The sequence below is a fragment of the Streptomyces incarnatus genome (assembly GCF_001027185.1).
Lineage (GTDB): Bacteria > Actinomycetota > Actinomycetes > Streptomycetales > Streptomycetaceae > Streptomyces > Streptomyces puniciscabiei.
Window position 1 is genome coordinate 4287634 of sequence record NZ_CP011497.1, and the last position, 12953, is coordinate 4300586.

A 12953-nucleotide genomic window follows, 5' to 3' on the forward strand; every position below is an offset into this window, starting at 1 on the left:
AGCGGAGCGAGCACGCAGCGGCAGGCCGCCACCCGGTCTCCGGCGCGCTCCCGACCGGAGGGTGGGCAGTGTGGCTCGACACGACCGGCTGTACCCGGAGCCGACGGGCGAGGTGCGCATGAGTCTGTCACTGCGCTTTGCCGCCGGATCGCACAAAGGCATGATCCGTGAGGGCAACGAGGACTCCGGTTACGCCGGTCCCCGCCTGCTCGCGATCGCCGACGGCATGGGCGGCCAGGCGGCCGGCGAGGTCGCCTCCTCCGAGGTCATCTCCACCCTGGTCACGCTCGACGACGACGTGCCCGGCTCCGACCTCCTCACCTCGCTCGGCACGGCCGTGCAGCGCGCCAACGACCAGTTGCGCGCCATGGTCGAGGAGGACCCGCAGCTCGAAGGCATGGGGACGACCCTCACCGCGCTGCTGTGGACCGGTCAGCGTCTCGGCCTGGTCCACGTCGGCGACTCCCGCGCCTATCTGCTGCGCGACGGTGTCCTCACCCAGATCACCCAGGACCACACCTGGGTGCAGCGGCTCGTCGACGAGGGCCGGATCACCGAGGAAGAGGCCACCACCCACCCGCAGCGCTCCCTGCTGATGCGCGCCCTCGGCAGCGCCGAGCACGTCGAGCCCGACCTGTCGATCCGCGAGGTCCGGGCCGGCGACCGCTATCTGATCTGCTCCGACGGGCTGTCGGGCGTCGTCTCGCACCAGACGCTGGAGGAGACCCTCGCCAGCTACCAGGGCCCGCAGGAGACCGTGCAGGAGCTGATCCAGCTCGCGCTGCGCGGCGGCGGCCCGGACAACATCACCGTCATCGTCGCGGACGTCCTGGACCTGGACACCGGTGACACCCTCGCCGGGCAGCTGTCGGACCAGCCGGTCGTGGTCGGCGCGGTCGCCGAAAACCAGCACCACCTGCACGACAACGGCATCATGCAGACCCCGGCCGGCCGCGCCTCCCACCTGGGCCGCAGGCAGCAGCCCGGGCACGGCGGCGGCGAGTTCGGCCCGCCCGGCTCCGGCGACACCACCGGCTACGTCCCGGCGGGCGGCTTCGACGAATGGGCCGACGGCGACTTCACCAAGCCGCGCGGGCGGCGCAGGTGGCTGAAGAGATCCCTCTACAGCGCGCTCGCCCTCGCCGTCGTGGGCGGCGGCCTCTACGGCGGCTACCAGTGGACGCAGACGCAGTACTACGTCGGCGCCAAGGGCGAGCACGTGGCGCTGTACCGCGGCATCAGCCAGGATCTCGCCTGGGTGTCGCTGTCGAAGGTGGAGAAGGACCACCCCGAGATCGAACTCAAGTACCTGCCGCCCTACCAGCAGAAGCAGGTCAAGAACACGATCACGGCGGGCGGTCTGCAGCAGGCCCAGGCGAAGATCGAGGCGCTGTCGGTGCAGGCCTCCGCGTGCAAGAAGCAGGCGGAGCGCCAGGCCGCCAAGTCCCAGCAGAACGCGAAGCCGGGCCAGGGCCAGGCGGGAGGCACCACGGGAACCACCCGTACCGCCTTCACGTCCAAGGCGACGACGACTCCGACACCGCACCCATCCGGTTCGGCGCCCGCTACGAAGAACCCTTCGAAGCCGCCGTCCGCGTCCGCCACTCCGAACCCCGGCCCGAGCCTCTCCGAGGATGAGCAGAAGGTCGTCGATCAGTGCGGCAAGCAGTAGCCGAGCCGCGAGAGGCCCTGTCACACGATGAGCAGTACGACTAACTCGCCGACGCACCACACGTCCACGATCGGCGCGATCGGCGCGCCGAGCCGCCGCAACACCGAGCTGGCCCTGCTGGTCTTCGCCGTGGCCATCCCGGTGTTCGCCTACGCCAACGTGGGCCTGGCCATCAACAACTCGGTCCCCGCCGGGCTGCTGTCCTACGGCCTCGGTCTCGGTCTGCTGGCCGGCGTCGCCCATCTCGCCGTACGGAAGTTCGCGCCGTACGCGGACCCGCTGCTGCTGCCGCTGGCCACGCTGCTCAACGGGCTCGGGCTCGTGGTGATCTGGCGGCTGGACCAGTCGAAGCTGCTGCAGTCGCTGCCCCACTTCGCGGCGGCCGCGCCCCGCCAGCTGCTGTACAGCGCGCTGGGCATCGCCATGTTCGCCGCGGTGCTGATCTTCCTGAAGGACCACCGTGTCCTGCAGCGCTACACGTACATCTCCATGGTCTGCGCCCTGGTCCTGCTGCTCCTCCCGCTGGTGCCGGGCCTCGGGGCCGACATCTACGGCGCCAAGATCTGGATCAGGGTCCCCGGCCTCGGCTCCCTCCAGCCCGGCGAGTTCGCCAAGATCGTCCCCGCCGTCTTCTTCGCCGGCTACCTGATGGTCAAGCGCGACGCCCTGGCCCTCGCCAGCCGCCGCTTCATGGGCCTCTACCTGCCGCGCGGCCGCGACCTCGGACCGATCCTGGTCGTCTGGGCGATGTCGATCCTCATCCTGGTCTTCGAGACCGACCTCGGTACGTCGCTGCTGTTCTTCGGCATGTTCGTGATCATGCTGTACGTCGCCACCGAGCGGACCAGCTGGATCGTCTTCGGTCTGCTGATGTCCGCGGTCGGCGCCGTCGGCGTGGCGAGCTTCGAGTCGCACATCCAGACGCGTGTCCACGCCTGGCTGAACCCGATGCGCGAGTACCAGCTCAGCCGCCAGGTCACCCACGACGGCATCCTCCACTCCGACCAGCTGCAGCAGTCCCTGTGGGCGTTCGGCTCCGGCGGCACGCTCGGCACCGGCTGGGGCCAGGGCCACTCGGACCTGATCAAGTTCGCCGCCAACTCCGACTTCGTCTTCGCCACCTTCGGCGAGGAGCTGGGCCTGGCGGGCATCATGGCGATGCTGCTGATCTACGGCCTGATCGTGGAGCGCGGCCTGCGCACCGCCCTCGCCGCCCGCGACCCCTTCGGCAAGCTGCTCGCCGTCGGCCTGTCCGGCGCCTTCGCGCTGCAGGTGTTCGTCGTGGCCGGCGGTGTGATGGGCCTCATCCCGCTGACCGGTATGACGATGCCGTTCGTCGCGTACGGCGGTTCCTCCGTGCTGGCCAACTGGGCACTGATCGGCATCCTCATCCGCATCAGCGACACCGCCCGCCGCCCGGCTCCCACTCCCGCCACGAACCCCGACGCCGAGATGACCCAGGTGGTCCGCCCGTCATGAACAAGCCCCTGCGCCGGATCGCGATCTTCTGCGGCCTGCTCGTGCTGGCCCTGCTGATCCGGGACAACTACCTCCAGTACGTGAAGGCCGGCTCGCTCGCCGCCGACAAGGACAACCGCCGGGTCGCCATCGAGCGCTACGCCCACCCGCGCGGCGACATCATCGTCGACGGCAATCCCATAACCGGCTCCGTCGAGTCCAAGAGCGGCGACTTCAAGTACAAGCGGACCTACAAGAACGGGCCCATGTGGGCCCCGGTCACCGGCTACTCCTCGCAGGCCTTCGACGGCAGCCAGCTGGAGAAGCTCGAGGACGGCATCCTCACCGGCAACGACGACCGGCTCTTCTTCCGCAACACCCTGGACATGCTCACGGGCAAGCAGAGGCAGGGCGGGAACGTCGTCACCACGCTCAACGCGGCCGCGCAGAAGGCGGCGTACAACGGTCTGGCCCAGCAGGGCGGCAAGGGAGCGGTCGTCGCCCTGGAGCCCTCCACCGGCAAGATCCTCGCGCTGGCCTCCTACCCGTCGTACGACCCCTCGTCCTTCGCGGGCTACTCCGACAACGACGCCAAGGCCTGGAACAAGCTCCAGAAGAAGTACAACCCCGCCGACCCGATGCTGAACCGGGCCCTGCGCGAGACCTACCCGCCGGGCTCCACGTTCAAGGTGGTCACCGCGGCGGCGGCGCTGGAGAACGGGCTGTACAAGTCGGCCGACGAGCAGACGAACTCGCCGCTGCCGTGGATCATGCCGGGTACCACGACCCCGCTGAAGAACGAGGGCAACATCCCCTGCAAGAACGCCCCGCTGCGGCAGGCCCTGCAGTACTCGTGCAACTCGGTCTTCGGCAAGATCGGCTCCGACCTCGGCAACGACAAGATGCTGGCCGAGGCGAAGAAGTTCGGCTTCGACTCCGAGCAGTTCGTCCCGGTCCGCTCCAACGCGTCGGTGTTCTCCGACCACATGAACCAGTCGCAGACCGCGCTGTCCTCCATCGGCCAGTACAACACCGCCGCGACCCCGCTGCAGATGGCCATGGTCGCCTCGGCGGTCGCCAATGACGGCAAGCTGATGAAGCCGTACATGGTCGACCAGCTGGAGTCCTCCAACGTCGACCCGGTCGAGAAGACGCAGCCGGAGGAGATGAGCCGGCCGCTGTCGCCGGCCAACGCGCAGATCCTGCAGGACATGATGAAGACGGTGGTCGAGAAGGGCACCGGTACCCGGGCGCAGATTCCCGGCGTCACCGTGGGCGGCAAGACCGGTACCGCGCAGCACGGTGTGGCGAACAGCGCCAACCCGTACGCATGGTTCATCTCCTTCGCCAAGCTGCCCGACGGCAGCTCGCCGGTCGCCGTGGCCGTGGTGATCGAGGACGGGAGCGCCAACCGCGACGACATCTCCGGTGGCGGCCTGGCCGCGCCGATCGCGAAGAGTGTCATGGAGGCGGTCATCCAATCCAAGAAGTGATCTGCCCCGGAAGGTGACGCCGCTCACGTCTCCTCCACATCGCCGCACGTTGCGATACCGGTCCTGTATCGGGTTACGGGCTTGGCCAGGTCACACAAAGCGAGCCGGGTACGGTAGGCCCGGACGGCAGCCTCCGGCCGCACACGCCTGTGCGGCCGGGACCGACGGAGAGGGCTGGTAGGTAGCTATGGAAGAGCCGCGTCGCCTCGGCGGCCGGTACGAGCTGGGCCAGGTGCTCGGCCGTGGTGGCATGGCCGAGGTCTACCTCGCGCATGACACCCGCCTCGGCCGCACCGTGGCAGTGAAGACCCTGCGCGCCGACCTGGCACGCGACCCTTCCTTCCAGGCCAGGTTCCGCCGGGAGGCCCAGTCGGCCGCCTCGCTCAACCATCCCGCGATCGTCGCGGTCTACGACACGGGCGAGGACTACATCGACGGTGTCTCCATCCCGTACATCGTGATGGAGTACGTCGACGGCTCCACGCTCCGTGAGCTTCTTCACTCCGGCCGCAAGCTCCTGCCCGAGCGCGCGATGGAGATGACCATCGGCATCCTGCAGGGCCTGGAGTACGCCCACCGCAACGGCATCGTCCACCGCGACATCAAGCCGGCCAACGTCATGCTGACCCGCAACGGCCAGGTCAAGGTGATGGACTTCGGCATCGCCCGCGCCATGGGCGACGCCGGTATGACCATGACCCAGACGGCCGCGGTGATCGGCACGGCGCAGTACCTGTCGCCGGAGCAGGCGAAGGGCGAGCAGGTCGACGCCCGCTCGGACCTGTACTCGACGGGTTGCCTCCTGTACGAGCTGCTGACGGTACGGCCCCCCTTCGTGGGCGACTCCCCGGTGGCCGTGGCCTACCAGCACGTCCGTGAGGAGCCGCAGCCCCCGTCGGTCTTCGACCCCGAGATCACCCCCGAGATGGACGCGATCGTCCTGAAGGCGCTGGTCAAGGACCCGAACTACCGCTACCAGTCGGCCGACGAGATGCGCGCCGACATCGAGGCCTGCCTGGACGGCCAGCCGGTCGCGGCGACGGCCGCGCTGGGTGCCGTGGGCTACGGCGGCTACCCCGACGACCAGCCGACGACCGCCCTGCGCCCCGACACCGGCGCGGGCGCCACCAGCATGCTCCCGCCGATGAACCCGGACGACGGCGGCTACGGCTACGACGAGGGCCCCGGCCGCCGGGGCCGCCAGCAGAAGAAGTCCAACACCTCCACGATCCTCCTGGTGGTCGCCGGGATCCTGGTCCTGATCGGCGCGATCCTGATCGGCAAGTGGGTCGCCAGCGGCGGCAACAACGGCAACGGCAAGGTGCCGGTGCCGGCGTTCATCGGCCAGACCGAGGGCACGGCCAGGAAGATGGCCGAGAACGTCGACCTGAAGGTGTCGGTCACGAAGAAGCCCTGCGACGACCAGGCCAAGGGCAACGTCTGCGCGCAGAACCCCGCCAACGGCACCAAGGTCGACAAGGGCGCGACGATCGACCTGACCGTGTCGACCGGCGCGCCGAAGGTCACCGTGCCCAGCGTCATCGGCCTCAGCCTGGCCGCCGCCCAGGCGAAGCTGGAGGGCGACGACTACAAGTTCACCGTGAAGACGCAGACCCGCGTCTCCACCGAGGCCCCGAACACCGTGCTCGACCAGGACCCCATCGGCGGCAAGCAGCGCCAGAAGGGCTCCACGATCACACTGGTCATCGCCAAGGCTCCGGACAAGGTCACCATCCCCAACGACGTCATCGGCAAGTCCTGCGACGACGCGAAGGCCGAACTGACGCAGCTGGGCCTGTCCCCGACCTGCAACAACACCCCCACCACCAACCAGGACGACAACGGCAAGGTGCTCTCGACCAACCCGCAGGCGGGCCAGCAGGTCGACAAGAACACCCCCATCGTGGTCAACGTCGGTGCGTTCCAGGGCCAGCAGACGCAGGTGCCGGACGTGACGAAGAGGACGGTGCAGCAGGCCAAGCAGATCCTCCAACAGGCCGGCTTCACCAACATCCAGTTCGCCAACGGCAGCCCCAGCGACGACAACGCGATCGTCGTCCAGCAGACCCCGGCCGCGAACAGCCCCGTGGACAACCCCGGCGGCACCCAGGTCACCCTGACGACCATCGGCTTCGGCGGCAACAACGGCGGAAACGGCAACGGCAACGGCGGCTTCATCGGCGGCAACGCCGGCTGACGCTCCCCCGTCAACCGAGAATGGGCCCCACCATCGTGGTGGGGCCCATTCTTCTGGCCCTCTTCCGGCCCCCGAAGGGGGCTCGGTCACCTCACCGCAGCTCTGCCGGCGGAGTCCGCTTGCCGTCCACCTTCTGCACCCGGACCAGCTCTCCCCACACCACGTACCGGTACTCCGAGGTGTACACCGGCGTGCAGGTCGTCAGGGTGATGTAGTGGCCCGGCTTCTTCTTGCCGGACTCCTTCGGGAGCTGGTCGATGACCCTGACGTTGTACTTCGAGGTCTCGGGAAGGATGGAGAAGACCTTGTAGACGTACCAGTTGTCCCGCGTCTCGAAGACGATCGGGTCGCCCTTCTTCACCTTGTCGATGTTGTGGAACTTGGCGCCGTGGCCGTCGCGGTGGGCGGCGAGGGTGAAGTTGCCGGTCTTGCCGGTCATGGGGAGGGTCGCCTTGACGGGGTCCGTGTAGTAGCCGGCCACACCGTCGTTCAGGACGTCCGTGCTCGTGCCCTTCTCGACCAGGACCACGCCGTTCTTCATCGACGGCACGTGCAGGAAGCCGATGCCGTCCTTGGTGTCCAGCGCACCCGGAGCGGAGTCCGTGGAGTGCGCCCAGTGCTGGCGGACCTTCTCGGACTGTTTGTCCGCCTTGCGGTCCGCTATCACGTTCGTCCACCAGAGCGAGTAGACGACGAAGAGGGCGAGCAACAGACCGGCGGTGATGAGGATTTCGCCCACGACGCTGACCGCCATGGCGATCCGCCCGGGACGCCGGCGGCGCGCGGCGGGCTCCGGGTCGGACGCGTCCGTGTGTTCTTCGGTGTCGTCGGCGGTCGCTGCCACAGTTTCCTCTGCCCTTACTCGCTTCAGCCCTGCCCGCTTCAGCCCCGCGGATGCCCTGCTGCCCTATTCGATGAGCGCGTCCGGCTTGCCCTTGCTGCGCGGGCGTTCCTCGACCATCTTGCCCCAGACGACCAGCCGGTACTTGCTGGTGAACTCCGGCGTGCACGTGGTGAGGGTGATGTAGCGGCCGGGCTGGGTGAAACCCGAGCCCTTCGGGACGGGGTCCAGCACGCTCGTGTTGGACGGCGAGGTCACCGGCAGCGTACTGGTCACCTTGTACACGTAGTACTCGTCCTGTGTCTCGACCACGACCGCGTCACCGGGCTTGAGCTTGTTGATGTACCGGAACGGTTCGCCGTGCGTGTTGCGGTGCGCGGCGAGACCGAAGTTACCGGTCCTGGCATCGGGCATCGCCGTCTTCAGCGGGGGCTCGCCGTAGTGCCCCACCATGCCCTTGTCGAGGACCTTCGCCTTGCTGACGCCCTCCGCTATGGGCGCGACCACGTCCAGCTTGGGAATGTGCAGGATCGCGAAGCCCTGCCCCGGCTCGAAGACCCCCGGGTTGCGCTTGCCGCTCGCCCAGTCGTCCTGGAGCTGGTGCGTCTCACTGCCCGCCTGCGCGTGCGCGCGTATGTTGGTCCACCACAGCTGATAGGTGACGAACAGCAGCATCAGCACGCCGGTGGTGATGAACACCTCACCGATCGCCCGGCTCACGATGACGCCCGGGCTCGGCTTGCGCAGCCGCGCCTGCCGTCGTGCCTCCACCCGGGACAGCGGCCGGCCGGGCCCCGCCGAGTCCGCCGTCCCCGCCGGCTCCGCGGGCGCCGCCTCCCGCCGGCCGCCATGGCGCCCGCCACGCCGCTTGGCGGCCCTTCTGCGGGCCGCACGGCCACCGGCCGCGGGTCCGGCGGCAGAGGAGGCTGAAGAGGCTCTGGAGGCCATTGAGGCGCCCGTGGCCTCGCCTCCGCTGCTCGACGGGGGATCACCGGCGATCCGCAGCGCCATCGTCTCGTCGTCCAGGGCGGGACGGGCGTCATCCCGGTACGGATACGGATCGTCGTACGAGCCGCCGTACGGATCACGGGACGAGGACGCGTCGTGCGACCCGCCCCGCGACGCGCCGTGCGGTCCGCCGTACGGCTCGCTGTACCGCTCCTGGTGCGCCACGCCTGCGGCGTCCCAGTCCCCAAGCGCACCGGAAGCCTCGTACGACTGATCCCCGTACGAGGCATCGGTCTCGCGCTCCGGGCGCAGCGCGGTCACGCCGTGGCCCTGCCCACCACCGGGGCCAGCCCCGTCGACCTCGCCACGGCGCCCTCGTCGCCGCACTCCACCAGCCAGTTGGCCAGCATCCGGTGACCGTGCTCGGTCAGCACCGACTCGGGGTGGAACTGGACGCCCTCGACCCGCAGTTCACGGTGCCGCAGGCCCATGATGATGCCGTCGTGGGTGCGGGCGGTCACCTCCAGCTCGGCCGGGACCGTCGCCGGCTCGGCGGCAAGAGAGTGGTAGCGGGTCGCCGTGAAGGGCGAGGGCAGACCCGCGAAGACGCCCTTGCCCTCGTGCTCCACCAGCGAGGTCTTGCCGTGCAGCAGCTCCGGCGCCCGGTCCACCACACCGCCGTACGCCACCTGCATCGACTGCATGCCGAGACACACCCCGAAGACCGGCACGCCGGTGGACGCGCAGTGCCGGACCATGTCCACGCACACGCCCGCCTCCTCCGGCGTCCCCGGTCCGGGCGAGAGCAGCACCCCGTCGAAGCCGTCCTGGGCATGCGCCGTCGACACCTCGTCGTTGCGCAGCACCTCGCACTCGGCACCCAGCTGATACAGGTACTGGACGAGGTTGAAGACGAAGCTGTCGTAGTTGTCGACGACGAGAATCCGCGCACTCACTGGTTGTCCACCGTCACATCGTTGAAGGGCAGCAGCGGTTCGGCCCAGGGGAACACGTACTGGAAGAGGATGTAGATCACGGCCAGGACCAGGACGAGGGAGATCAGCGCCTTCATCCACGCGTTGCCCGGCAGATGCCGCCAGATCCAGCCGTACATGCCGTTCCTTCCGTATCCCCACGGCACCTGACTCACGCCGTACGCCACCAGACTAACGGCGCAGCGCCTCCGGTTCGCCTGCCTCCACGGACTGTGTGGAGTCCAGGTGCGCCCAGACGATCAGCCGATGGCTGTGCCCCCATTCCGGATCGCACGTCGTCAGGGTCAGATACCGGCCCGGTCGCGTATACCCGGACTTACGTGGCACAGGGTCGATCACCTCAACGTCCGTCGGCACCGTTTTGTAGGGCCCTTTGTCGATCCGATACGTGAACCAGGTCGTCCCGTCCGTGAGGACCACGGCGTCCCCCGGCCGCAGCTCGGGGAAGTCCTTGAACGGATCGCCGTACGTGCGCCGGTGACCGGCCACCGCGAAGTTCCCCTTCTGGCCGAGCTGTGCGGTGCCCGCGTAGTGGGCGAGCCCTTGCGCCAGGACGTCGCGGCCGGTGCCCTCCAGGACCGGCTTGTTCCACGTGAAACCGAGCCGCGGGATGTACATGATCGCGAAGGCCTTGCCGTAGTGGTAGGGGTCCGGTTTCGTGACCGAGATCGTCTGCTCGCCCGGGGCGGTGGCCGTCGGCTGCACACGCCCCTTCGACCACTGCCGGTGCAGCTGGTCGATCTGGTCGTTCATGGCGCCGTCGGCCCGCACGCCCGTCCAGAACAGCACGTAGACGACGAAGAGCACGATCAGGGTGCCGACGGTGATGCACAGCTCGCTGACGGTCCGGACGATCACGCGCACCGGCGCCTCCGGGACGGATGGCTGGCGGACGGCTGACGGATGACTACTGCACGGGCTTCGCGTAGTGCAGATCCACTGTGCCCGAGTAGCCCGGAAGAGTCACCGTCCCGTCGTCCGTGACTTTCCAGCCGAGGCCGTACACATTGACGTACACCATGTACGTCTGGATCGCCTTGCTCGCCGCGAGCGCCTGCTGCAGCCTGTCCGGATCACCGACCGCCGTGATCTTGTACGGCGGTGAGTAGACCCGGCCCTGCAGGATCAGCGTGTTGCCGACGCAGCGCACCGCGCTGGTGGAGATCAGGCGCTGGTCCATGACCTTGATCCCCTTGGCGCCGCCCTGCCACAGCGCGTTCACCACGGCCTGCAGGTCCTGCTGGTGGATGACCAGGTAGTCGGGCTGCGGCTCGGGATAGCCGGGGAGCTTGGCGGTGGCGTTGGGCGGGGCGTCATTGAGGGTGACGGTGAGGGCATGGCCGGTGAGCTTCTGGGTGCCGGCGCTCTGCTCCAGCCCGCTGAGCCTGCGGTCCTGCGCCTTGCTGCTGCCGTCGTCGCTCTCGGCGAGGGACTCCACGCTTCCGCGCAGCGCCGCGTTGGACTCGTCCAGCCCCTTGTTCTTGCGGCTGCGCTGCTGGATCAGGTCCGACAGCTTCAGCAGGGAGCCGTCCTGGCGGATGTCGGTGCCCTTGGCCGTGTCGAAGCTGGTGAAGAAGATCAGTCCCGCGAGGGCGAAGACCGCCGCAGTGAGTACCCGCACGGGGCGGAAACGCAGGCGGCGGCCAGGGCCGGAGCCCGTTGATTGCGTCCCGGGGGAGTCGGCAGAATTGCTCAACGTACCCTTATCTCCTTCGGCGCCACGGAAGCACTACGCTAACGGACGCCCGGGGGAGCACACAGAGTCGCCGTCATGGCCCCTTGTACGCTGCCCCGAGCCCCGAACCGGTTACCTGCGCGGCCACGCAGCGCATCGACAGGAGAGACCCTCGTGCCGAAGTCACGTATCCGCAAGAAGGCCGACTACACGCCGCCGCCGGCGAAGCAGGCACAGGCGATCAAGCTGACCAGCCGCGGCTGGGTCGCGCCTGTCATGCTGGCCATGTTCATCATCGGCCTGGCCTGGATCGTCGTCTTCTACGTGACCGACGGCTCGCTGCCCATCAACGCGCTGAACAACTGGAACATCGTGGTCGGCTTCGGCTTCATCGCCGCCGGCTTCGGTGTCTCCACGCAGTGGAAGTAGCTCTGCCCAGGGCTATCCGCCGAGTTATCCACAGGCCAGGGGTGCTGTCCACAATCCCCCTGGGGAAAAGAAACTACGATCTGTGGATAACTCATCGGGCGTTGACGCCGGTGTGACTGGCCAACCGACCGCCACACACCTGTTCGCCCCCTGTCCTACCTGCGGAAACACATCCGAGCGACAGGGGGCACAGCTGTGCCCGCACGCGGTGCACAAGATCCGCCACAGCCTGTGGACAACGGTTCGGTATCAGGTGAGCTGAGCGGTCCTGACCAGCGTGAGCACCACCACGACGGCGAGTACGACCGCACAGGCGCCGTACTGGATCAGCGTCCGCCTCCGGCGCGGGGCGTGGACCATGGCGTACCCGGTGACGACACCGGCGACCAGGCCGCCGATGTGGGCCTGCCAGGCGATGTTCGCCCAGGTGAAGGTGATGATGAGGTTGATCACCAGCAGGGCGATGAGCGGGCGCATGTCGTAGTTGAGCCGGCGCATCAGTACTGCGGTCGCGCCGAAGAGGCCGAAGATCGCTCCGGAGGCGCCGAGAGAGGGCTGGTTCGGGGCGGCGAGCAGATAGGTGAGGGCGCTGCCGGCGAGGCCCGAGACGACGTAGAGGGCGAGATAGCGGGCACGGCCGAGGGCGGCCTCCAGGGGACCGCCGATCCACCAGAGGCTGAGCATGTTGAAGAGGATGTGGGCGTAGCCGCCGTGCAGGAACATCGCCGTCAGCAGGCGGTAGTACTGGCCCTCGGCGATGCCCTGTACCCCGTGGAGCAGGGGGGTGTAGGCCTGTCCGATCAGCTCGAACCGGTTGGTGAGGCGGTCACCGACGGCGATCTGCGCCAGGAACACGGCGAGGTTGACGCCGATCAGCACCTTGGTGAGCAGCCGTGGGTCGGCCGTGACCGAGCCGCCGGCGATCGTGCGGGGCCGGGATGCCGTCGCTGCGTGTCCGGTGCCGCTGCCGCCGCGCACGCATTCGGGGCACTGGAAGCCGACCGAGGCGCTGACCATGCACTCGGGGCAGATGGGGCGCTCGCAACGGGTGCAGCGCACGCCGGTCTCGCGGTCCGGGTGCCGGTAGCACACGGGCACGCGGTGGGCGGCGTTCTGCGTGCTGCCTTCGGCGTGGTCCATCGGTTCCCCTTGTTCGTCGTGGGACTGCCCCCGGCAATGCCCCGCCCCGCTCATCCTTGGTACGGACGAGCGGGGCGTTTGGTTCCCTGCGGGATGTTCCGGTGG

General features: G+C 68.6%; 12 protein-coding genes. 5 read left to right on the plus strand and 7 right to left on the minus strand.

What is annotated here, in order from left to right:
- Positions 1–118 precede the first annotated feature (118 nt).
- From ABB07_RS19165 to pknB, 4 genes are all read left to right on the plus strand, one after another.
- On the plus strand, positions 119–1672 hold the full coding sequence (locus tag ABB07_RS19165) for a Stp1/IreP family PP2C-type Ser/Thr phosphatase (RefSeq protein WP_208903520.1): 1554 nt from the start codon (positions 119–121) through the stop codon (positions 1670–1672).
- 27 nt (positions 1673–1699) lie between these two features.
- Positions 1700–3151 carry an FtsW/RodA/SpoVE family cell cycle protein gene (locus ABB07_RS19170; RefSeq protein ID WP_208899859.1) on the plus strand — a complete coding sequence of 484 codons (1452 nt, stop codon included), beginning with the start codon at positions 1700–1702 and terminating at the stop codon, positions 3149–3151.
- Positions 3148–4623, plus strand: a complete 1476-nt coding sequence (locus tag ABB07_RS19175; RefSeq protein ID WP_208899860.1) for a peptidoglycan D,D-transpeptidase FtsI family protein — start codon at positions 3148–3150, stop codon at positions 4621–4623. Before ABB07_RS19170 ends, ABB07_RS19175 begins: the two co-directional genes overlap by 4 nt.
- Before the next feature lie 187 nt (positions 4624–4810).
- Positions 4811–6820 (plus strand): Stk1 family PASTA domain-containing Ser/Thr kinase, encoded by a 2010-nt coding sequence (gene pknB / locus ABB07_RS19180; RefSeq protein WP_208899861.1) that lies wholly within the window; start codon positions 4811–4813, stop codon positions 6818–6820.
- A 91-nt stretch (positions 6821–6911) separates the two neighbouring features.
- On the opposite strand, the gene ABB07_RS19185 is transcribed toward pknB, so the two are convergent.
- The 6 genes from ABB07_RS19185 to ABB07_RS19210 form a co-directional block, all read right to left on the minus strand.
- A complete protein-coding gene (locus ABB07_RS19185) occupies positions 6912–7664 on the minus strand; it encodes a class E sortase (RefSeq protein WP_208899862.1) in 753 nt (250 codons plus the stop codon).
- Between the two features lie 63 nt (positions 7665–7727).
- A complete protein-coding gene (locus ABB07_RS19190) occupies positions 7728–8930 on the minus strand; it encodes a class E sortase (protein WP_208899863.1) in 1203 nt (400 codons plus the stop codon).
- Positions 8927–9565: an aminodeoxychorismate/anthranilate synthase component II gene (locus ABB07_RS19195; RefSeq protein WP_208899864.1), complete on the minus strand. Its 639-nt coding sequence runs from the start codon at positions 9563–9565 to the stop codon at positions 8927–8929. The genes ABB07_RS19190 and ABB07_RS19195 overlap by 4 nt, the downstream gene beginning before the upstream one ends.
- Positions 9562–9723: a hypothetical protein gene (locus ABB07_RS19200; protein WP_208899865.1), complete on the minus strand. Its 162-nt coding sequence runs from the start codon at positions 9721–9723 to the stop codon at positions 9562–9564. Before ABB07_RS19200 ends, ABB07_RS19195 begins: the two co-directional genes overlap by 4 nt.
- A gap of 52 nt (positions 9724–9775) precedes the next feature.
- Complete coding sequence (locus tag ABB07_RS19205) at positions 9776–10468, minus strand: class E sortase (RefSeq protein WP_208899866.1); 693 nt, start codon at positions 10466–10468, stop codon at positions 9776–9778.
- Between the two features lie 43 nt (positions 10469–10511).
- Positions 10512–11300, minus strand: a complete 789-nt coding sequence (locus ABB07_RS19210) for a DUF881 domain-containing protein (RefSeq protein ID WP_208899867.1) — start codon at positions 11298–11300, stop codon at positions 10512–10514.
- A gap of 153 nt (positions 11301–11453) precedes the next feature.
- On the opposite strand from ABB07_RS19210, the gene crgA reads away from it, so the two are divergent.
- Entirely contained in the window at positions 11454–11708 is a 255-nt protein-coding gene (crgA, locus tag ABB07_RS19215) for a cell division protein CrgA (RefSeq protein WP_208899868.1), read from the plus strand.
- A gap of 249 nt (positions 11709–11957) precedes the next feature.
- On the opposite strand, the gene ABB07_RS19220 is transcribed toward crgA, so the two are convergent.
- Positions 11958–12848 carry a rhomboid family intramembrane serine protease gene (locus ABB07_RS19220; protein WP_208899869.1) on the minus strand — a complete coding sequence of 297 codons (891 nt, stop codon included), beginning with the start codon at positions 12846–12848 and terminating at the stop codon, positions 11958–11960.
- Positions 12849–12953 lie beyond the last annotated feature (105 nt).

What these genes read in the sequence shown, in the direction of transcription:
- ABB07_RS19220 (WP_208899869.1), bottom strand. Translation starts at nt 12,848, where the DNA reads ATGGACCACGCCGAAGGCAGCACGCAGAACGCCGCCCACCGCGTGCCC.
- ABB07_RS19200 (WP_208899865.1), bottom strand. Translation starts at nt 9,723, where the DNA reads ATGTACGGCTGGATCTGGCGGCATCTGCCGGGCAACGCGTGGATGAAG.
- ABB07_RS19165 (WP_208903520.1), top strand. Translation starts at nt 119, where the DNA reads ATGAGTCTGTCACTGCGCTTTGCCGCCGGATCGCACAAAGGCATGATC.
- pknB (WP_208899861.1), top strand. Translation starts at nt 4,811, where the DNA reads ATGGAAGAGCCGCGTCGCCTCGGCGGCCGGTACGAGCTGGGCCAGGTG.
- ABB07_RS19175 (WP_208899860.1), top strand. Translation starts at nt 3,148, where the DNA reads ATGAACAAGCCCCTGCGCCGGATCGCGATCTTCTGCGGCCTGCTCGTG.
- ABB07_RS19170 (WP_208899859.1), top strand. Translation starts at nt 1,700, where the DNA reads ATGAGCAGTACGACTAACTCGCCGACGCACCACACGTCCACGATCGGC.